This is a genomic window from Streptococcus penaeicida (assembly GCF_002887775.1).
Classification (GTDB): Bacteria; Bacillota; Bacilli; order Lactobacillales; family Streptococcaceae; genus Streptococcus; species Streptococcus penaeicida.
The window spans coordinates 256,102-276,711 of the sequence record NZ_LOCM01000015.1; the positions used below are offsets into that span (position 1 = coordinate 256,102).

The following is a 20,610-nucleotide window of genomic DNA, read 5'->3' on the forward strand; positions in this document are numbered from 1 at the left end:
TCTCCTCTTATGAATGTAATCTTTGATAAATAATTTTTCTTACAAAATTAGGAAGTATACAAACTATGGCATGTGGTAAAGCACTTAGAATAAAGTCAAAACTTGAAATCCATCCAATTGATTTCATCCAAATATTAAATTTTAATAAATCTCTCGCATAAGAATACCCTCCGCGTCTTAAATACAAATCAGAAGGTGTACGCATTAGTAACAACGGATTTCCAATGTTTTCAACAAAATATTTCTCATTTAATATCCTTACCCAAAGATAGTAATCTTCAAATAGATGATACTTTTCATCATATCCACCAACAGCTTCAACTACACTTTTCTTAAACATTACTGCTGGATGGTTGAATGGATTTCTTCTTTTTGAAAAATTGATAATATCACTGTTTGTTAAAGGGACAACCCTACTACCAGTAATCACATCCTGTTTGTCTTGAAATTCTAAAATTTTACCACTTATTAATGCTAAGCTTTTATTCTTCTCAAATTTTTTTAATTGTAACTCACATCTATTTGGTAATGAAATATCATCAGTATCCATTCTAGCTACTAACTCATTTTTACAAGACTTCAATCCCTCATTCAAAGCAAATCCAAGTCCCATATTTTTCTCTAGTCTGATCACATTAATAATATCGCAAAATTTATTTTTGAAATTTTTAATAACTTCTTCCAAATCATTTGTTAGGGGACCATCACACACTAACACTAAATCATCAGTTAAAACAGTTTGATTAAAAATGCTATCAAGTGCCTCTTTTAAAAATTCTGGATTTTCCTTAATATAAACAGACATTAAAACTGAATACTTTTTGTTCATTTTAGCTTAACACCTTGATTTATTTTATTTCTATTTCTTTTCAGCTTTCATTACTGAATCTTGGAAACTGACGACATTATAATCAAAGACTTCTTGAGATAAGCTTTGATCATAGATGAGATTTCCAAATAACTTATTGATTTGACTGACTCCAAACATGCTTTTAATTAAAGGATTAAAAAGAGGTGTAAGGAATGTCTTTTGACCATTTGCTGATCTGATTGTTTCAACTAAGTTACTTGTATTTACGTATTCCTTATTCTGTGGAAAGTGCAAGCCACTAAGTTCATTATCAATGGCTAATCTAACAAATTCCAAAAGATTATCAATGTAAACCATACTACGTTCATTTTCAATTTTAGGGAAAACTGGAGTCAATTTTGAAAGTTTTGAAAGCCGTGTGTAATTTCCTGTTGCATTAGGTCCATAGACCATTGGTGGACGCATGATAAGGATTTTGAAAGCGTCAGATTGCAAGGCTTTCAAGCCTTCTTCTGCCGCCAATTTGCTTTTACCATAATACGTTGATGGATTTTCCTTTGTGGCACGGTTGATAATTGATTCTTCATTTCCATAAACACTCATACTACTTAAAAAGATGAAGTGTTTTACTCCTGCTGCTTTAGCAAGACTGGCCAATTCAATAGGTAAATCAGTATTTACTTTTTGGTATAGATTGGAATCAACATTTTTTTCATTTTTATGAACAATGGCAGCAACATGAAAGATCACGTCGTAGGGAGTAAAGTCCGTATTTTTCCATTCAGGCTTTATCATATTCAAGGTATCTACTTGATATTCTCCTTGAGAGTTCTCAAGCCACTTTTCAAAAGAGGTTCCAATATAAGAATTGGCTCCTGTAATTAATACATGCTTCATTGTGAGGACTCCTTATCCTTGTTTCCAGTTCCACCTTCAACAACACCATCGCTTTTAAGAACACTAATAAAAGTTCCAATAAAGCATTTAACGTCTAGCATAAAGGACATATTTTTGACATAAAAACCATCTAATTGGGCTTTTTCTTCTATCTCAAGTTCATCACGACCATGAATTTGGGCCCAACCTGTTAGACCTGGCAAGATATCATTAGCCTGATATTTATCGCGCTCTGCAATCAAATCGTATTGGTTCCATAGGGCAGGTCTTGGTCCAATAATAGCCATTTCTCCTTTAAAAATATTAAAAAGTTGTGGCAATTCATCAAGACTTGTTTTTCTTAAGAAAGCTCCAACTTTTGTAATCATAGCAGTCGGATCTTTCAACATATGTGTAGGCATATCAGCTGGAGCATTGACGTACATACTTCGGAATTTGTATATCATAAAGTGTTCTTTATTTTTACCAACTCGCTTTTGTTTAAATAAAACTGGTCCTTTTGAATCAATTTTAATAGCGACTGCAATCCCAGTTAAAATTGGACTTAGAAGGACTATTGCGATAGCTGACAATATAAAAGCTAAGAGTCGTTTAATATATGGGTACATCTTTACTCCTGTTTTGCATTTTTAATTAAGGTTTCTTTGAGATCTTTTTCAGATAATTGATCTAAACCATTGATTAGTGCTTCAACGTCTTCTAATGGTTTTGAGGTAACTTTACCAACAAAGATTTTGTCATGAATTTGTTCACTCACACGTTCATCGCTAGAAAGCAATTCTTCGTATAGTTTTTCACCAGGACGAATGCCTGATTCAACAATTTGAATTTCATCTTCGGTATGTCCGCTAAGCTTGATAACTTTTTTAGCTAAGTCTAAAATTTTAACGGGTTGCCCCATATCAAGAACAAAAACTTCTCCACCTTGGGCTAGGTAACCCGCTTGAATGACCAAACGACTAGCTTCCGGAATAGTCATGAAGTAACGTGTCATGCGGAAGTCAGTTACCGTTACAGGTCCAGCTTTTTTGATTTGTTCTTTAAAGAGCGGAACAACTGACCCACGACTACCTAAAACATTTCCGAAACGCACAGCCGCAAATTGTGTTTTACCAACCTCATTTAAACCTGTCACAATCATTTCTGCGAAGCGTTTAGTTGCTCCCATAACATTAGGTGGGTTTACTGCCTTGTCTGTGGATATCATGACAAATTTTGGAATGCCTGCTGCTTTTGCAGCTTCCGCCACATTTTTGGTTCCAAAAATATTATTCTTAACAGCTTCACGTGGATTGTATTCCATCAAAGGCACATGTTTGTGAGCAGCAGCATGGTAAACAATATCTGGTTGATAATCGGCCATAATTCTAAAGATTAACGGACGGTCTTGGATATCCGCAATAATGGGCACAATTTCGATGGCATCTTGATACTTAGCTTTTAATTCTCTGTTTATCAGATAGATGGAGTTTTCACCATGTCCTAAGAGGAGAATTTTTTTAGGTTTGAATTTTGCGACCTGACGACAAATTTCTGAACCGATTGAACCACCGGCACCAGTAACTAAAACTGTCTTACCATTAAAAAATTCAGATAAAGAAGACTGATCCAAAACAACTTCTTTTCGTCCTAACAAGTCAGCAATGTCAATTTCTTTAAACTTGCTAAGCGAGACATTTCCCATGACAATATTTTCAATACTTGGCATGTTGTTGACGGGAACGTTTGCGGAATGACAAATATCTAAGATACTTTCACGTTCAGGCTCAGACAAACTTGGAATGGCAATGGTAACTTGGTTGACTTCATAATCAGCAACAATCCTTGGAATACTATATTTGTTACCCAAAACTTTGATACCATGAAGATATGTGCCATGCTTGTTAATATCAGCATCGACGATTCCCACAATCTCCATATTTTTGCCTTTATTGAGAACTGTTTGAACAAAGGCAGATCCCCCTTCACCAGCTCCAACGACCAAGATGCGTTTTTTATTTTTTTGTTTGCGCTTTTGCATTTGTGGTGCAAAATCGTGATAAATGCGCCAGGTCATTCGTGGAATGACTACCAGGAAAGTACTGAAAAGATACCCCAGAAAAATAAAGCGTCTGCTAAAGGAATCAAAGTTTAGAAAAACGACAATATAGGATACAATTGAGGCAATTAATAAACTGACAATAATTTCAAAAATAATTTTATAATCGGTGAAACGATTAATAATTGAAAATATTCTTAATCTAATTCCAACAAGGGTATAAACAAAAAGAGTCACGAAAAGAGTTAGAAGAACTTCCTTATCTGTTAGATTATGGCTATAAGCTAACAAAAATTGATGTGCTGATACAAAGGAAATGCTAATCATCAACAAATCTAAGAAATATAAAATTACTCTTTTCTGGCTTCTTTTCATCTTTATTTATCTCTTTCTTGACTTACGTTTTGCTTTTTTACTACTGTTTTCTTTCTTACCGTAATTCCCATAATTACCGTAAGCTCCGTAGGAACCATAACCACCATAGGAATCTATTGTACTATCAACTTTATTAAGAATAATTCCAAGGAATTGGGCACCACTTTGTTCCATTTGTTCTTTGGCTTTTTGAATAAAGCGACGTTTAATGGCTCCTTCTTCAGTAACAATGACTGAAGCATCTGCTTTTTGAGCCACAATAGCTGAATCAATAACCAAACCAATCGGCGGTGTATCGATAATGACATAATCGAACACTTCTTTTAAAGTATCAATCATGTAATTAAAGTTACTATTTTGCAAAAGGGTTGTTGGGTTTGGTGGGACATGACCTGCCGGAATAACCATTAGGTTTTCGATATTACTTCTAGAGATGACTGCTGATAAGTCAGCATTCCCAGAGAGATAACTAGACAGACCTTCATATTTTTCATCCGACTTAAAAGTCCCTGACATAACTGAATTTCGAATATCAGCATCAATGAGCAAGGTCTTCAATCCAGCCTTAGCAAATGATACTGCTAAGTTGACTGATGTTGTTGATTTCCCTTCACCTAGTTGAACTGATGTGAGGACAATAACTCTGAGATCACGTCCTGAAAATTGAATATTGGTTCTGATGGAGTTGTAATACTCTTCAGCTAATGTATATAAATCTAATTTTGATTTGACTAATTCTAATTGTGCCATGATACACCCCTTACATTTTATCTGTATTTGGAACGATACCTAGGAGCGTCATTCCAAGAACTTCTTCGACATCTTCAGGTCGTTTGACACGATCATCGAGAACTTCACGAACAACAACGACAATCATTGTCAGTAAAGCACCCATGAAGATACCAAGTAAAGTGTTACGTTTAATGTTTGGTGAGGATGGACTAGACGGCAATTGCGCTTTTTCAAGTGGTGTCACATCTTCAACTTTAGTAACTTTTTTAATTTTTTCTGAAGCCACTTCACGAATGGAATTAGCTAAATCTTTAGCCTGTTGTGGATCTTGGTTGGTTACTGAGATTGAGATAACTCGGGTATCAGCTGGGATAGTGACTGAGATCATTTTAGATAATTGTTCTGGAGTAACAGTCAAACCATCATTAGCTATCACATCTTTCATGACATCACGAGAGGTAATAATTTCTTTATAATCGTTTACCAAATAATCACCCGCCTGTAAATCTAATGCAGTCAAGTTATCAGATTGCTGACGATTAATTACATACAATCGTGTTGAAGAAGTATATTCAGGCTTAATAAGAAAAAGGGAAGCCATTAAAGCAAGTGTGCCAAAGAAAAGGGCCATAAAAAGGATGAGAAATTTTTTATTCCAAAGTTTTTTCAAAAGGCTAAGAACATCAATCTCCATTGATGAACGGTCTGTGTTATTCATAAAATCTCCTATAAATATTGATTATCGATTAAGGTCTGAGCATTGCTTTCAAAAAGTGCCCGTGCCCGGTTGCGACCATATTCTTTAGCCACTAAATCACGAGCTTCTTTCATATATGGTGGGCGTTTCTTTAAGTTGTGCATATCTGAAGCCACACAGTGAACAAGGTTTTCATCCAAAAAGTAAGTTGCTCGCTTTTTAAAGACTTTTAGTTTATCGCCGAATAGCTTCGCTTTCACAACGTGAGCACTGTTAACTTGTGTGTAGCAACCCATATCAATTAATTCTTGGACGCGGTCTTTCTTAAATGCTAGGGCCTCATAACGTTCGATGTGGGCTACAATTGGTGTAATTCCTAACATGATAACCTGTGATAAGGCTGTGTGAATCTCCTTCCAAGGCGTAGCATGGAGAATTCAATTAAAGCGTAACGGGTCCCATTCATGCGGGGAACTAACTGATGCTCTAATTTTTCCAAAATATCACGGGTGAAATAAAGTTCTGCTCCATAGAGGAGAGTTAAATCAGGATAGAGCTTCTGCGCTTCCCTTTTAACTTGTAAAAATTTATTTGCAATATCATCTTCAGGCGTTTCAAACATTCCTTTTCGACGGTGGGATGTCGAAACAATGGTACGAACACCTTGTTTATAACTTTCTCCAATAAGAGATAGACTTTCATCTATCGTTAGCGGACCATCATCCACATCAAAGACGATGTGGGAATGGATATCAATCATTCATTTCCCTCCATGGTTGCCTTAATGGCTTCTTTTGCTTGGTTAACACTTGCATCATCTAGTTTAAGCATATATAAAGCTGATCCCGGCATAGCATAGGAAGGTAATTGACCTGTAGAACCTGTACCTGTGACATCTTGAGATGTAACGGAGAAACTTTCTTTATTTTCAATTTGACTGTTTGCTATGGTCATCATTTGATTCAAACTCAAATTGGTTTGAACAGAATTTTGCAGACCAGAAATAACAGCTGTTGCTTGACTTGGTGATTTGATGCTACTTAACTTATTAATAATAGCTGTGATTACGCGTTCTTGATTTTTCCCACGGTCGTTATCGCCACCTTGTAAGGCGTGTCGTTCGCGGACGAAGACCAAGGCTTGTTTTGAATTCAAGGCAATGATTCCTCGTGGGAAATCATAACCACCTGCAGAGAAGGCTGTATCATTTTGCACTTCAATACCACCCAATTGGTCGATGAGTTCCGTAAAGGTTGTGAAGTTAATACGAGCATAATTATCAATTTGAATACCGTAGAGATTTTCTAGGGTTTTCATTGAGGTTTCAACACCATAAATACCGGCATGGGTCAATTTATCGTATTGATCGCCACCACCATCTGGAATTTTGACGTAAGAGTCACGAGGTGTTGTTGTTAAGAGAACTTTATGAGTATTCATATTAACGGTCATGATAATATTGACATCTGAACGTGAAACTGTTGAGATATCGCCATAAGTATCAATACCACTAATATAAAGGTTATAAACTCCTGATTTATTTAATGGTTTTTCAGAACTTTTAATGTTCTTTTTGATTTTGTAGGTATAGATGGTTTTGACTTTGTCTTTGTAATTTTCGTCATTTTGTTCAATCAAAGCTTGGTAAGCAGAGTTCATGACCATGGCTTTGGCAGAGCCGTCCTTAAGATCTTGATATGCAGCTTGATAAGAAGCCACTTCTTTTGTTTTTGGACTGACTTTTTTGACAGATTGTAAGTGGGTCATCAGTTCACTGATGTTACTTTCATCAGCTTTCTTCGGTGCTTCGAGGCTATCCACTTCTTTAATGGTAGAGATGCTACTGTCTTTTGGCACAACAACTGACATTTCAACTTCTGAGAAGGCTGCCGTTTTATTCATTTGCGCCGTTAAATCAATGGTTGACTTAAAAGTATAAAGCATGATGCTAAGGCGATGTTAGCCAAAATGAGACCAAGCATTGTAAAAAGTTTGGCTTTTTTCTTAATAACTAATAAAAGCGCTAGAAAAAAAAGAGCTCCTAAAACGGCACTGATGATAAGGTTGAGATGATGAAAAGCTAAGAAATTATAACTATACATCATAAAACCAACAATAATTGAGAGAAGGGCATAGAGAATTAATAATGCAAAATTAATAAGGGTAAAAGTACCATTTCCTCTACGACTTGATTTTCTGTTTTTACGTGACCTTGTCGACATTTTTTAAAATCTCCAGATTCTTTTAAATACACAAAAATATAGATTAATTCTAGCATTTTTAGAGAAAAATTGCAATTTCTAGAAACATCATTTTCCTGTAATTTTTAATCATTTATTTATTATTAAAATTTCTATGAGAAATGTCCGCTTAGTGACAGCATTTATAATTATCCAAAAAGATTATTAAAACACGGATGAAAACCCTTTATGTTTAGATACTTGAATCTTACAACTATTTAAGATAAACTGTCTTTATGAGATTACAACAATTACATTACATTATTAAAATTGTCGAATGTGGCTCTATGAATGAAGCTGCCAAACAATTATATATTACACAACCCAGTCTCTCTAATGCGGTCAAAGACCTTGAGGCAGAGATGGGTATTTCTATATTTATCCGCAATCCTAAAGGGATTACCCTGACCAAAGATGGTGTGGAATTTCTTTCATATGCCCGTCAAATTGTGGAGCAAGCCTCGCTATTAGAAGATCGCTACAAAAACCAAAATAGCAACCGTGATCTCTTCAGTGTTTCCTCGCAACATTACGCTTTTGTGGTCAATGCCTTTGTGTCACTCCTAAAAGAAACAGATATGTCTCAATACGAACTCTTCTTACGGGAAACCAGAACTTGGGAAATTATTGATGATGTTAAAAACTTCCGCTCAGAAATTGGGGTTCTCTTCTTAAACGACTATAACCGAGATGTCCTGACTAAGTTATTAGATGAGAGCCATCTGATCTCAAATTTACTCTTTAAAACCCAGCCCCATATTTTTGTCAGTGAAGACCACCCACTAGCTGATAAAACCAGTCTGACATTAGAGGACTTAGAACCTTATCCCTATTTATCCTACGACCAAGGGCTTCACAACTCCTTCTACTTTTCAGAGGAGATGATGGCCAACATGCCGCACAATAAATCTATCGTTGTCAGTGACCGAGCTACACTTTTCAATCTAATGATTGGTCTTCATGGATACACTGTCGCATCAGGTGTCCTCAATAGCCAACTCAATGGTAATCATATCGTAGCCATCCCTCTCGAAGTCCCTGATATTATTGATGTTGTCTATATCAAACATGAAAAAGCAAACCTCTCAAAAATGGGCGAAAAATTCATCGATTATCTAAAAGAAGAAGTTCAATTTAAGCATCCTGAATAACCAAAGAAGCCTAACAAAAGTTAGGCTTCTTTTCAATCGTTTAATTTTAATGACCAGTGAACCCTTTTTTGATAATGTCATTAACTTGATCAAAATAGAAAGGTTGACGTTGGTAGTTGACACCTGAATAGGTGGCTAATTCAATAATTTTGTTTAAGAATGCTTGTGAAGAGAAATTGGTTGTTCGGTGTAACTCTTCTTCATCAAAAGCTTTTATGAGGTGAGCTAATGGATTACGGACAGATTTCTCAAATCGACGCAATTCTTCAACAGTATCTTTGATTTCTTGTGGCAGGTCAGATAGGATTAAAAGATCCGTCAGACTTCGCGAAGTGATATTACGGCTTTGCCTTTTTCCCAAATAAGTCTCAAAAATCGGCAGTCCTGCTGCTTTCATCTTGTGGAAATCCCAGGTATCATACTCATCATTTTTGGCATCAATGATGAAGCTGTCAAAGTTAGGGATTTGCTGACGGATCAATGTTTGGAAAAGTCGGTAAAGGATAGGTGAAACAGACCGCACGAAATCGATAATGTCACCGTTCTTGATTTTAACTTCCAAGTCCAAGAGATAATTGGCGATTTGTTCTTTTTCCAAATCCTCATTCATAAAAAAGTTAAAATGGTGTGTCTTTTCTAACTCTTCCAATTTCGTTTTGTGCTCAGTCAAAAAGGCAAGGTTGAGCTCTCGTCTTTCCTTGACCATTTCTAGTAGAAAGAGCGACTCCTCATCCAGCTTAGGCATTTCTTGAGCAATCTTAAAAGTGTGATTATAAGCATAGACACCCAAAAGGATGTCTATTGTTTTTTCAATTTCAGTCATAAGCGATAAGGGTTTCCAGCCCGACTTGCATCATGTCAGTAAAGGTTGTTTGGCGTTCTTCAGCGCTTGTGTCTTCACTTGGGTCATTCAAATTATCAGAAATTGTCATGATACCAAGAGCTTTCACACGGTGTTGTGCTGCTAAGTAATAAAGAGCTGCGGCTTCCATTTCAACAGCTTTGACACCCATCTTACCAAGCTCCATAGTGCGTTCCGGTGAATTTGAATAGAAAACATCAGAAGAGAGGACATTACCTACGTGAGTGGTCATGCCTAAATCTTTGGCGATATGGTAGGCTTTGTCTAAAAGACCAAAGTCCGCAATTTGAGGGAAATCGAACTCAGGGAAGTCGTTACGAATAATGTTTGAGTTGGTTGCTGCGGCTTGGGCAAGAACTAATTCACGCACATGCACATCAGGGTCAATGGCACCAGCCGTCCCTACACGGATTAAGGTTTTAACCCCGTAATCGACAATCAATTCACGGGCATAAATTGAGATAGATGGCATCCCCATTCCAGTACCCATTACTGAAACACGGTGACCTTTATATGTACCTGTATATCCTAGCATGCCACGGATTTCGTTGAAACAAACAGCGTCTTCTAAAAAGTTTTCAGCAATAAATTTAGCACGTAAAGGATCACCTGGCAAAAGAATTTTGTCAGCAATCTGACCCTTTTCAGCAGAAATATGAATAGACATAATAGTAAACATTAAGGGCAGTTCTAATTATTCTCGATTCTGATTTTTAAACAAGATTTTAAAAGCGAATTAGAGAAATTGATTTGAAAAGTTCTATTACAAGAACCCTGCCCTTACCTTTCATTTGATAGTAAGTGATAGTAAAACCTGATTAACGTTCATACGTGATAAACGATTAATCTAAAAATTTTTGATTTTATAACTTTATAGCTTTTTAAAGTTGACCTAAAATAGCTTTGACTAAACCTTTGAAGTCTTCTTTGATATGCTCTGTTACAGCAACAACTTCTTCATGGTTTAATTCTGATTGGAAGCCAGCCGCAAAGTTGGTAATAGCAGAGATTCCTAGCACTTTCATGCCTGAATGGGCTGCAACGATAACTTCTGGAACAGTTGACATACCGACAGCGTCAGCACCCATCATTTTGAAAGCACGGATTTCAGCTGGTGTTTCATAGGTAGGACCAGTAACACCAATATATATCCCGCCTTCAAGTTTGATGCCTAATTCTTGGGCAACACGGTTAGCAATTTGACGGTATTCAGCTGTGTAGGCATCTGACATGTCTGGGAACCGTGGACCAAATTCTTCTAAGTTCTCACCAATTAATGGATTATTACCAGTCATATTAATATGGTCTGTAATTGCCATTAAGGTACCTGGTCCGTAGCCAATACCCCCAGCAGCATTTGTTACGATAACTCCTTGGCAACCAAGAGCTTTCATGACACGTACTGGGAAAGTCACTACTTCTAAAGGATTCCCCTCATAGAAATGGAAACGACCTTGCAAAGCGAGCACTTTGCGACCTGATAAATCACCATAGACTAATTTACCAGCATGGCCGACAACTGTTGATTTGCCCCAGTTAGGAATATCATTATAGTCGATGACAATTGGATTTTCAATTTCATCAGCCAGTTCGCCTAAACCTGAGCCTAAAATAAGCCCAAATTCAGGTTCTTTAATTCCTTTAAGATTTAAATAATCTCTTGTTTCATTAATTTTTGTCACTAAAGACATATTGTCTCCTTTTTTCTTTTATTTTGGATAAACAATTTCCCCGTCCTCTTTGGTATAAGGACTAGGTAAATTGACTGGTAAAATATCTAAAAGTATTTCTGAAGGACGGCAAAGTTTAGTGCCTTTTGAAGTCACCACGATAGGCCGGTTGATTAAAATAGGGTCAAGCATCATGGCATCAATGATGTCTTCATCGCTTTTACTCTCATCAGCAAGTCCATGTTTGTCAAATTCAGGGACATTGCTACGGGTTAAGTCGCGAACTGAAATGCCCATTGCCGCAATCAAGTCCAAGAGTTCTTGACGACTTGGTGGGTTGATTAAATATTCAATCACTTCTGGCTCAAGTCCTGCATGTTTGATCATAGCAAGCACGTTACGAGAGGTTCCACAGTTTGGATTATGATAAATTCTTACTTTTTCCATTTGTTCCCTGTCCTATTGTAATTGAGAGAGGAATGATTCCCCGATCATAGCTGTGTCGACACCGAAATTCTCCGCAATAGTTGCTGAAATATCAGCGAAATGTCCTTGCGGGATTAAGCCATTGCCTGTTAAAGCTGGTGAGTAAGCTAAGAGAGGAATGTATTCACGGGTATGGTCTGTTCCAGCATAAGTTGGATCATTACCATGGTCAGCTGTGATTAAAAGCAAGTCATTGTCACGCATGGCAGCAATGATTTCTGGTAAGCGTTGGTCAAATTCATGCAGGCAATCACGGTAGCCAAAGGCGTCACGACGGTGGCCATATAGAGCATCAAAGTCTACTAAGTTAGTAAATGAGAAGCCTTTTTCAAATTCAGTTAAGCCCATGGTTGTAATCAAGGTATCGATACCATGGCTGTTTGATTTGTTATGGCCCATATCATGGTTGATACCTGAACCATTGAAAATATCATTGATTTTTCCAACAGCATAAGTATCAATGCCAGCTTGGTCTAATTTGTTCAAAACAGTATCTTCAAATGGGGCTACGGCGTAGTCATGACGATTTGCTGTCCGCGTGAAGTTCCCTGGTTGACCTAGATAAGGGCGAGCAATGACACGTCCTAATAAGGCTGGGCGTTCCATGGTGATTGAACGAGCATATTCACAGATTTTGTATAGCTCTTCAAGTGGAATGATTTCTTCATGAGCTGCAATTTGTAATACTGGGTCAGCTGATGTGTAGATAATCAACTCGCCAGTTTCCATTTGACGTTGTCCAAAGTCATCGATAACAGCTGTTCCTGAATAAGGTTTGTTAGCTTCACGAATAACTTTACGGCCTGAAAATGCTTCAATTTTTGTTAGAATTTCTTCCGGGAAACCATCCCAGAAGGTATCAAAAGGTTCAGTTATATTTAGACCCATGATTTCCCAGTGGCCAGTCATGGTATCTTTACCCAGTGACACTTCTTCCAATTTTGTAGCATAACCACTTGGGTTTGCTTCTGCAGGCACCGTTTTAAGAGCCTGTGGACGAGGAATATTTCCTAGACCAATCTTGGCCATGTTAGGAACATCAAGTCCGACAGCTTTTGAAATGTGTCCAAGGGTATCTGATGCACCATCTGGTACACCAGCATTTTGGAAATTATTTGCATCTGGAGCTGCCCCAATCCCTACGGAATCAAGTACAACTAAATGAATACGATCAAATTTAGACATTATGTCTCCATTCTAAGGGAGGTTACGGTTGGCTCCCAAATACCTATAATAATAGTAACGAATTAGTGTTTTGGTGCTTCTAAAACTTCCACACCATTTTTACCGGCAACAATCACTTTATTGACCATGCCGTTGAATAAGCCGTGTTCCACCACACCGACAGTTGTATCCAACATTTCGGCAAAGGCAAGTGGGTTTTCAATTTTCTTCAAGTCCAAATCGATGATATAGTTTTGCATGTCCGTAATCAGTTTTTGGCTATCTTTCATCCGAAATGATGGTTGGTAGCCTGATTTTTCAAAAACTCGGAAAAGACGTTCCGCACCATACTGAACCACTTCGACCGGCAATTTAAATGCACCTAAATGTTCAACCATCTTGCTTTCATCAACCACCCAAATATACTCTTTGGTTGGCGTCGCAACAATTTTTTCCATGAGCAAGGCAGCACCACCACCTTTAATCCCATTGAAATCCTTGTCCACTTCATCAGCACCATCTACAGTAATATCGATTGAATCAATCTCATCAACGGCTTTTAAAGGAATTCCAAGACCTTGAGCTTGCTTGGTTGTGGCACTTGATGTGGTCACACCGACAACATCCAAGCCTTCTTCCTTAACCCGACGTCCAATTTCTTCAACAAAGAAATAAGCCGTAGAGCCTGTACCTAAACCGATTGTCATACCATCTTTAACATATTGCGCAGCTGTCACGCCAGCAATTTTCTTAAGTGCTTCCATGATTCCTCCTGAATAGTTTAAACATTATGGACTTATATTATACCATGAAAGCGCCCACTTGTTAATGAAATTACCTTTAATTTCCGGACTTTTGGCAATGGCCGAGCAGGGACAAGATTAATTCAAAGCCTTGCTTTTAACCAAGCTTTATTCTAAAATAAGGGCATGAGTATAACAAAAGAATTTGACACCATTACAGCTATTTCAACCCCTCTTGGTGAGGGTGCTATCGGTATCGTCCGACTATCTGGGACAGAAGCCCTAGACATTGCTTCCAAAGTCTTCAAAGGTAAAGATTTAGAGCAGGTGGCTTCGCATACCATTAATTATGGTCACATCATTGACCCTCAAACAGAAGAAATTCTTGATGAGGTCATGGTCACAGTCATGCTGGCACCTAAGACCTTTACCAGAGAAAATGTCATTGAAATCAATACCCACGGTGGGATTGCTGTCACAAATGAAATTTTACAATTATTAATAAAAAATGGTGCCCGCATGGCCGAACCCGGTGAATTCACCAAACGGGCCTTTTTGAATGGCCGAGTTGACCTGACCCAAGCCGAAGCCGTTATGGATATTATCAGAGCCAAAACTGATAAAGCTATGAATATAGCCGTTAAGCAACTTGATGGTTCCCTATCCCAACTGATCAACGACACCCGTCAGGAAATTCTCAACACTCTTGCTCAAGTGGAGGTTAATATTGACTATCCCGAGTATGATGACGTGGAGGAAATGACCACTGCCCTCATGCGTGAAAAGACCCAAGAGTTTCAAACACTTTTAGAGAATTTATTGCGCACCGCTAAGCGTGGCAAAATTCTGCGAGAAGGCCTCTCAACTGCTATCATAGGCCGTCCTAACGTTGGTAAATCGAGCTTGCTCAACAACTTACTAAGAGAAGAAAAAGCCATCGTAACCGACATCGCCGGCACAACTCGTGACGTCATCGAGGAATATGTTAACATCAAAGGCGTGCCACTCAAACTGATTGATACCGCCGGCATCCGCGATACCGACGACGTGGTTGAAAAAATCGGTGTCGAGCGCTCCAAAAAAGCCCTCAACGAAGCCGACTTGGTACTACTAGTCCTCAACGCATCAGAGCCCTTAACTGAGCAAGATAGAACGCTTTTGGACTTGAGCAAAGAGGCCAACCGACTCATTCTCCTTAACAAGACCGACTTAGCAGAACACATCGAACGCCAAGAATTGCCAGACGATTTAATCCCAATTTCTGTCTTGAAAAATGAGAACATCGACATGATCGAAGACCGCATCAACCAGCTCTTCTTTGATAATGCTGGCTTGGTTGAACAGGACGCCACCTACCTATCTAACGCCCGCCACATTTCACTTATCGAACAAGCCGTCCAAAGCCTCCAAGCTGTTAACGACGGCCTAGAAATGGGAATGCCCGTGGACCTACTACAAGTCGACCTGACCAGAACCTGGGAAATCCTTGGCGAAATCACCGGTGACGCCGCCCCCGACGAACTCATCACCCAACTCTTCAGCCAATTTTGTTTAGGAAAGTGAAAAGGTCCAGTGGACCTTTTCAGCCTGAGTCTTGAAAATTGAAAGCGAAGGGGAAGCTATCTGAATAACACAAAAAGGAACTATAACAGTTCCTTTTTTCATTGAATTCAAACAGGATTGTTTTCAGTTTTTTTCTTTTCTCAGACTCCTTTTACCCCGAGGTTCATCATAGTATTAATTTTAAATTTGCTAATATCCAAACAAAAAAGAGGGTTGTTTAATCCCTCTTCCATAAGAAATACTTTTTACTGCTTGTGGAAAAAGTATCCCAAAACCCTTTAAAGCCGATACTAATTGCAATTAGTATCCAATTCAAGCCTAAAGCAGCCGGCTATCCTCACTAGCTTCATTGAATAAATCAACGTTAGTTGCTTACTACACAATAATAATATTATTTTTCGACAACCTTTGCAAGATGATTTTTGTGTCAGTTGATAAAACATTGTTAAAATTAAATAAATTATTAATTTGCTGATTCATTATTTTAAAATTAACTAAGCCCAAATTCTTCCCTAACATCTGACAATGATGATATCTTTCCTTCTAAAATATCTCGATGTCCTAATAGGATTTCATTTTTCAAGTCAGTAAAAGCTCTATGTAAATCATATTCAAAATAATCCATTACTATTTGGTCATCACTTTCATAATTATTTTTCAGTGTATGGGACAATTTGTCACCTCCATTAATTGAAATTTTGTAAATATAAATTAGCAAATTGATAAAAAGTTTTCAAGTGATTTTTTATTGATAATAACAATAAGTACAAATTCCAGAAAAAATAAATTAATATTGTCATCGTGTAAGTGAATGAAATAATTAAAATAATTCATGAATACAAGACCACGAGATTTGAAGTCGCTGACGACAACTATCAGTAAAGATAATCTAAGAAAATAATTCATAAATTATTTCGAAAAATTATAACCATACTCAGTAAGAAATCAGTGTAAGCCCTTATAAGTTCATTTCATTGTGGTGAAAGTACCAAAAATACACTTTTTGGTACTCGGAATTTTTTAGACCTTAGGCTAAAAAATTAGTCATGGAATTCAAGACCGAAGGGATTGAAGTCGCTGACGTCCGACTCACAAATGAAATGAACAATAATAAATATTTGAAATAAATTAATGTCACAAAAAGAAGCCTGACGGCTTCTTTTTTGCTTATTTAATTAATTCGTAGATAGCTTCAGCATAGATTGCTGCTGATCTGTAGATGTTTTCTAAAGGCATATATTCATTGGCTTGGTGCATGGTGTTTTCATCACCTGGGAACATCGCTCCAAAGGCAACGCCACGTTTAAGGAGACGACCGAATGTTCCACCACCGATAACTTGTTCATAACCTTTTAAGCCAGTTTGTTTTTCATAAACACTTAAAAGAGTTGAAACGAGTTCATCATCCATTGGAACATAGTGTGGCACATGTTCATGTTGTGACAAGGTAACTTCACGAACACCTTTTAATTTTTCTAAACCAGCTTTAAGAACAAAAGCATCGATTCCTTTTGGATAACGGAAGTTCAAAGCTATAGTGTTATCGTTTGATTCTCTATCAAAACTAAAGACACCAGCATTCATACTGAGGGCACCCATTTTTTCATCTTTGAAAGCAAGACCAAATTTTTTACCATCAAAGGCTTCATGTAATTGGTGACCAGCTAAACGTAAGTAAGCTTCTGCATCTTTGTTGAAAGCATAACGTGAAAGGTAACGCGCAAGTAAAGTTGCTCCATTAATACCTAGTTCTGGTGTAGAACCATGAGCAGATTTACCATGAATGGTAACTTTAATCTTGTCACCTTCTTTGGAGATATCACCCTTAACTTCTTTACGTTTAATGTATTGATCAAATTCTGCTTCAAAAATATTAAATTCTCGTGATGTAGAAATAATAGCAGTCGCTGACTCAGGAACCATATTTTCACGAAGGCCACCTTTGAATGAATGAAGAACAAATGAACCATCGTTTTCACCACCAAAGTGTAGATATTCAGTGATATTTCCTTTTTCACCATTGATGATTGGGAATTCAGCATCAGGAGAGAAACCAAAGTCTGGGTCCTTCAAACCGTTGTGGGCAAAGTAGTAATCCATATCGCCCCAACCTGATTCTTCATCGGTACCAACAACAAAACGAACTTTTTTAGAGGTTGGTAAACCTAGTTCTTTAATGATTTTTAAAGCATAGTAACAAGCTAAAGTTGGACCTTTATCATCTGATGAACCACGCGCATAAATGCGATTGTCTTTGATGATTGGCTCATAAGGGTCAGTGTCCCAACCAGCTCCAGCAGGGACCACGTCCAAGTGACCGAAAATACCAAGGACTTCTTCTCCTTCACCAAATTCGAAGTCACCAGCATAGTTATCAATGTTACGCGTTTGGTAACCATCACGTTCTGCCATGGCTAAGAAATGTTCCAAAGCTTTCACAGGACCAGGACCAAATGGGTGTTTCTCATCTGCAAGAGAATCATCACGTTCAGAGTTAATGCGAAGCAAGCTAATCAAGTCTTCAAGCATAGCCTCTTTGCGGCTCTCAACTTCTGCTTTAAAATCAATCATTAAGTTTATCTCCTTTTAAAATTTACAAAGTTAATAAGTTGTACCATAACAATACAACTTACTTAACTTTATCAACTGTCAATATAGACAGTATAACACTTTATATCTGAATTTTCACTCTTTTTAACGACGTTCAATTAATTCGTCAACAGGCAAACGGTAAGTTGGTTCCAATTTATCATCAGTATAGCCAACAGTGATTAAAATTTCCGGACGGAAACGTGGATCAACATCTAAGATTTCATTAGTTTTTGATTTATCAAAACCTAAAATCATATTTGAAGCAATCTTTTGGTCAGTTAGGGCTAAAATCAGGTTCATAGCTACCAAACCAGTATTGAACGACAAGTATTCTGCTTTTTCAAGCTCTTCCATTTTGGCATAACGTGGAGGAAGAGTTTCCATGTAGTAGCCAATCAAATCATCAGGAAGTGATTTAACACCCACACGGGCAATCTTACGCGATCTTTGAACCAGATCAGTATCAGAAAAAATTGCCACAACATACTGAGCTTGCTCAACCTGCACCTTGTTCCCAAGAACCATGTCCTTAGCTAAATCTGCCTTTTTATCTTCAACAACAACAAATTTCCAAGGCTGAATATTATTAGCACTCGGAGCAAGCGTTGCAATTTCAATAGCAGTCCGCAAATCCTTAAAGTCAACCGGCTGGTCATTAAAAGAACGAACACCGTGACGTTTTTTGTTTAATTCAAGAAATTTCATGGCAAAACTTCCAATCTTTTTTTATTTAAATACAGTCTTATTTTACCACTTTTTGCAAGGCTTTTCATTCATTTTCTTACAAAAAATGGACTTTCTACAAATCATTTTTTAGCAAAAGTTTCCAAAATACTTTGAGCTACTTTTTGGGGAATCCCCAAGGCTCTAATCTCATCTTCGGTCGCTGACGCAATAGCCGTTACCCCCTTGAAGTGTTTGAGTAAAAGCTGCTTGCGCTTTGGACCAAGCCCCTCAATCCCATCCAACTTAGAACTGAATGAATTCTTGGAACGCACCTGCCGGTGGAAAGTAATAGCAAAGCGGTGAACCTCATCCTGAATCCGGTGAAGCAAGAAGAATTCCTCAGAATTACGAGGCAAATCAATAACCTGCAAGGGATCACCGAAAAGTAATTCTTGCGTTTGGTGCTTATCATTCTTCTGCAAACCAGCAATTGGAATCTTTAAACCAAGCTGATGATAGACCACATCCTTAGCAATGTTTACCTGACCAGCACCACCATCAATGACAATTAAGTCTGGTGCTACTAACTCATCCTTTAAGACCCGACTATAACGGCGATAAATGACCTCCCGCATACTCGCATAATCGTCTGGGCCAACAACAGTTTTAATCTTAAATTTACGGTAGTCCTTCTTACTTGGCTTACCATCTACAAAAACAACCATAGCCGCAACAGGGCTTGTCCCCTGAATGTTGGAATTATCAAAAGCCTCAATCCGTTTAGGCGTAGGAATCCCAATCAGTTGTCCAAGATTATCAATAGCCCCTTGCGTTTTCTTAAGATCTTTCTCTAACAAGTCAAATTTTTGTTGCAGACTGACCCTGGCATTCTTAGTTGCCAAAGCCACCAACTGCTTCTTCTCACCTCTTTGAGGTTTAATCACTTTTGTTGGGACAATTGCTTCCACTAATTCTTGGTCGACATTGGTAGGAATAAAGACTTCTCTTGGAATAAAGTGTCTTTGGTCCTGGTAGAATTGACCCATGTAGGTTAAGAAATCTTCTTCCGCATCATTGTAATATGGGAACATATTAACATCACGCTGAATTAATTTTCCCTGGCGGACAAAGAATACCTGCACACACATCCATCCTTTGTCCACATAGTAGCCAAAGATATCGCGGTCCTGTAAATCCTTACTCATAATTCTTTGCTTAGTGCGCAGCTTGGCGATTCCCGAAATCAAATCACGAAACTCAGCCGCCCGCTCAAATTCCATTTCCCCAGCGGCAGCTGTCATCTTCTCTTTTAATTGATTGACAATTTTATCATCCTTGCCTTCTAAGAAAAGTTTGACATCTTCAACCAAGCCATCCCAATAGGCCTTGTCGGTCTGACAAATGGTATGGGCATTACATTGGCCCAGATGATAGTAAAAACAAACCTTATTGACAGGATTGGTACATTTTTTGAAAGGGAAAATCCGGTCCAAAAGCTTCTTGACCTCATTGGCCGTATAGGAATCCGGATAGGGACCAAAGTAGAGGCCGTCCTTTTTCTTAATTTGTCTGGTAATTAAAAGACGCGGAAAAAGCTCGTTCGTAATCTTAATAAAAGGATAAGACTTGTCATCCTTTAACTTGATATTGTACTTGGGCATATTCTTCTGGATTAAATTGATCTCCAAAAGAAGAGCTTCCGTATTGGAGCCCGTTACAATGTATTCAAAATCTTCAATCTCAGAAACCAGAAGTTCTGTTTTCGTATCGTGACTGCCCCTAAAATAAGAGCGCACCCGATTACGTAAATTCTTGGCCTTGCCCACATAGATAATGGTCCCATTCTTATCCTTGTGCAGGTAACAACCAGGACTACCCGGAAGCAATTCCAATTTATGTTTTATCAGTTCATTCATGACCCTA

The 20,610-nt window shown here is 37.9% G+C and carries 18 protein-coding genes and 2 pseudogenes; 2 read left to right on the plus strand and 18 right to left on the minus strand.

Annotation, left to right across the window (positions count from 1 at the left end):
* Positions 1–7: 7 nt before the first annotated feature.
* From AT575_RS04195 to cpsA, 8 genes and pseudogenes are all read right to left on the minus strand, one after another.
* Positions 8–829: a glycosyltransferase gene (locus AT575_RS04195; RefSeq protein WP_102777295.1), complete on the minus strand. Its 822-nt coding sequence runs from the start codon at positions 827–829 to the stop codon at positions 8–10.
* 30 nt (positions 830–859) lie between these two features.
* Complete coding sequence (locus AT575_RS04200; protein WP_102777296.1) at positions 860–1,708, minus strand: NAD-dependent epimerase/dehydratase family protein; 849 nt, start codon at positions 1,706–1,708, stop codon at positions 860–862.
* Entirely contained in the window at positions 1,705–2,316 is a 612-nt protein-coding gene (locus AT575_RS04205) for a sugar transferase (protein WP_102777297.1), read from the minus strand. The genes AT575_RS04200 and AT575_RS04205 overlap by 4 nt, the downstream gene beginning before the upstream one ends.
* A gap of 2 nt (positions 2,317–2,318) precedes the next feature.
* Positions 2,319–4,121, minus strand: coding sequence for a polysaccharide biosynthesis protein (locus tag AT575_RS04210; protein WP_102777298.1), 1,803 nt, complete (start codon positions 4,119–4,121; stop codon positions 2,319–2,321).
* Positions 4,122–4,127: 6 nt separating this feature from the next.
* Entirely contained in the window at positions 4,128–4,871 is a 744-nt protein-coding gene (locus tag AT575_RS04215; protein ID WP_102777299.1) for a tyrosine-protein kinase, read from the minus strand.
* Between the two features lie 10 nt (positions 4,872–4,881).
* The gene (locus AT575_RS04220) at positions 4,882–5,571 is read right to left on the minus strand and encodes a Wzz/FepE/Etk N-terminal domain-containing protein (RefSeq protein ID WP_102777300.1); all 690 of its coding nucleotides are present in this window, start codon (positions 5,569–5,571) and stop codon (positions 4,882–4,884) included.
* 8 nt (positions 5,572–5,579) lie between these two features.
* Positions 5,580–6,310 (minus strand): annotated as a pseudogene (gene cps4B / locus AT575_RS04225) (capsular polysaccharide biosynthesis protein Cps4B).
* Positions 6,307–7,772: pseudogene (gene cpsA, locus AT575_RS04230) on the minus strand (LCP family glycopolymer transferase CpsA). The pseudogenes cps4B and cpsA overlap by 4 nt, the downstream one beginning before the upstream one ends.
* A 254-nt stretch (positions 7,773–8,026) precedes the next feature.
* Here cpsA and AT575_RS04235 point away from each other — a divergent pair.
* A complete protein-coding gene (locus AT575_RS04235; protein WP_102777301.1) occupies positions 8,027–8,941 on the plus strand; it encodes a LysR family transcriptional regulator in 915 nt (304 codons plus the stop codon).
* A 46-nt stretch (positions 8,942–8,987) separates the two neighbouring features.
* On the opposite strand, the gene AT575_RS04240 is transcribed toward AT575_RS04235, so the two are convergent.
* The 6 genes from AT575_RS04240 to rpiA all read right to left on the minus strand — a co-directional run bounded on the left by AT575_RS04240 (position 8,988) and on the right by rpiA (position 13,887).
* A complete protein-coding gene (locus AT575_RS04240; protein ID WP_102777302.1) occupies positions 8,988–9,764 on the minus strand; it encodes a LytR family transcriptional regulator in 777 nt (258 codons plus the stop codon).
* The gene (deoD, locus tag AT575_RS04245; RefSeq protein WP_102777336.1) at positions 9,757–10,470 is read right to left on the minus strand and encodes a purine-nucleoside phosphorylase; all 714 of its coding nucleotides are present in this window, start codon (positions 10,468–10,470) and stop codon (positions 9,757–9,759) included. The genes AT575_RS04240 and deoD overlap by 8 nt, the downstream gene beginning before the upstream one ends.
* Before the next feature lie 214 nt (positions 10,471–10,684).
* Complete coding sequence (locus tag AT575_RS04250) at positions 10,685–11,494, minus strand: purine-nucleoside phosphorylase (RefSeq protein WP_102777303.1); 810 nt, start codon at positions 11,492–11,494, stop codon at positions 10,685–10,687.
* 18 nt (positions 11,495–11,512) lie between these two features.
* The gene (arsC, locus tag AT575_RS04255) at positions 11,513–11,920 is read right to left on the minus strand and encodes an arsenate reductase (glutaredoxin) (protein WP_102777304.1); all 408 of its coding nucleotides are present in this window, start codon (positions 11,918–11,920) and stop codon (positions 11,513–11,515) included.
* A gap of 12 nt (positions 11,921–11,932) precedes the next feature.
* On the minus strand, positions 11,933–13,144 hold the full coding sequence (locus tag AT575_RS04260; RefSeq protein ID WP_102777305.1) for a phosphopentomutase: 1,212 nt from the start codon (positions 13,142–13,144) through the stop codon (positions 11,933–11,935).
* Between the two features lie 62 nt (positions 13,145–13,206).
* On the minus strand, positions 13,207–13,887 hold the full coding sequence (gene rpiA / locus AT575_RS04265) for a ribose-5-phosphate isomerase RpiA (protein WP_102777306.1): 681 nt from the start codon (positions 13,885–13,887) through the stop codon (positions 13,207–13,209).
* Positions 13,888–14,052: 165 nt separating this feature from the next.
* Between rpiA and mnmE the strand changes: the two genes are divergently transcribed.
* Entirely contained in the window at positions 14,053–15,429 is a 1,377-nt protein-coding gene (mnmE, locus tag AT575_RS04270) for a tRNA uridine-5-carboxymethylaminomethyl(34) synthesis GTPase MnmE (protein ID WP_102777307.1), read from the plus strand.
* 490 nt (positions 15,430–15,919) lie between these two features.
* On the opposite strand, the gene AT575_RS11065 is transcribed toward mnmE, so the two are convergent.
* From AT575_RS11065 to uvrC, 4 genes are all read right to left on the minus strand, one after another.
* Complete coding sequence (locus tag AT575_RS11065) at positions 15,920–16,102, minus strand: hypothetical protein (protein ID WP_425444824.1); 183 nt, start codon at positions 16,100–16,102, stop codon at positions 15,920–15,922.
* Positions 16,103–16,596: 494 nt separating this feature from the next.
* Positions 16,597–18,000, minus strand: a complete 1,404-nt coding sequence (gene pepV, locus AT575_RS04280) for a dipeptidase PepV (protein ID WP_102777308.1) — start codon at positions 17,998–18,000, stop codon at positions 16,597–16,599.
* Between the two features lie 123 nt (positions 18,001–18,123).
* Positions 18,124–18,726: a nitroreductase family protein gene (locus tag AT575_RS04285; RefSeq protein WP_102777309.1), complete on the minus strand. Its 603-nt coding sequence runs from the start codon at positions 18,724–18,726 to the stop codon at positions 18,124–18,126.
* A gap of 101 nt (positions 18,727–18,827) precedes the next feature.
* The gene (gene uvrC, locus AT575_RS04290; RefSeq protein WP_102777310.1) at positions 18,828–20,603 is read right to left on the minus strand and encodes an excinuclease ABC subunit UvrC; all 1,776 of its coding nucleotides are present in this window, start codon (positions 20,601–20,603) and stop codon (positions 18,828–18,830) included.
* Between the last annotated feature and the right edge of the window lie 7 nt (positions 20,604–20,610).

Coding starts and splice junctions, on each gene's coding strand:
- AT575_RS04195 (WP_102777295.1), bottom strand. CDS start 829: ATGAACAAAAAGTATTCAGTTTTAATGTCTGTTTATATTAAGGAAAAT.
- AT575_RS04200 (WP_102777296.1), bottom strand. CDS start 1,708: ATGAAGCATGTATTAATTACAGGAGCCAATTCTTATATTGGAACCTCT.
- AT575_RS04205 (WP_102777297.1), bottom strand. CDS start 2,316: ATGTACCCATATATTAAACGACTCTTAGCTTTTATATTGTCAGCTATC.
- AT575_RS04210 (WP_102777298.1), bottom strand. CDS start 4,121: ATGAAAAGAAGCCAGAAAAGAGTAATTTTATATTTCTTAGATTTGTTG.
- AT575_RS04215 (WP_102777299.1), bottom strand. CDS start 4,871: ATGGCACAATTAGAATTAGTCAAATCAAAATTAGATTTATATACATTA.
- AT575_RS04220 (WP_102777300.1), bottom strand. CDS start 5,571: ATGAATAACACAGACCGTTCATCAATGGAGATTGATGTTCTTAGCCTT.
- AT575_RS04235 (WP_102777301.1), top strand. CDS start 8,027: ATGAGATTACAACAATTACATTACATTATTAAAATTGTCGAATGTGGC.
- AT575_RS04240 (WP_102777302.1), bottom strand. CDS start 9,764: ATGACTGAAATTGAAAAAACAATAGACATCCTTTTGGGTGTCTATGCT.
- deoD (WP_102777336.1), bottom strand. CDS start 10,470: ATGTCTATTCATATTTCTGCTGAAAAGGGTCAGATTGCTGACAAAATT.
- AT575_RS04250 (WP_102777303.1), bottom strand. CDS start 11,494: ATGTCTTTAGTGACAAAAATTAATGAAACAAGAGATTATTTAAATCTT.
- arsC (WP_102777304.1), bottom strand. CDS start 11,920: ATGGAAAAAGTAAGAATTTATCATAATCCAAACTGTGGAACCTCTCGT.
- AT575_RS04260 (WP_102777305.1), bottom strand. CDS start 13,144: ATGTCTAAATTTGATCGTATTCATTTAGTTGTACTTGATTCCGTAGGG.
- rpiA (WP_102777306.1), bottom strand. CDS start 13,887: ATGGAAGCACTTAAGAAAATTGCTGGCGTGACAGCTGCGCAATATGTT.
- mnmE (WP_102777307.1), top strand. CDS start 14,053: ATGAGTATAACAAAAGAATTTGACACCATTACAGCTATTTCAACCCCT.
- pepV (WP_102777308.1), bottom strand. CDS start 18,000: ATGATTGATTTTAAAGCAGAAGTTGAGAGCCGCAAAGAGGCTATGCTT.
- AT575_RS04285 (WP_102777309.1), bottom strand. CDS start 18,726: ATGAAATTTCTTGAATTAAACAAAAAACGTCACGGTGTTCGTTCTTTT.
- uvrC (WP_102777310.1), bottom strand. CDS start 20,603: ATGAATGAACTGATAAAACATAAATTGGAATTGCTTCCGGGTAGTCCT.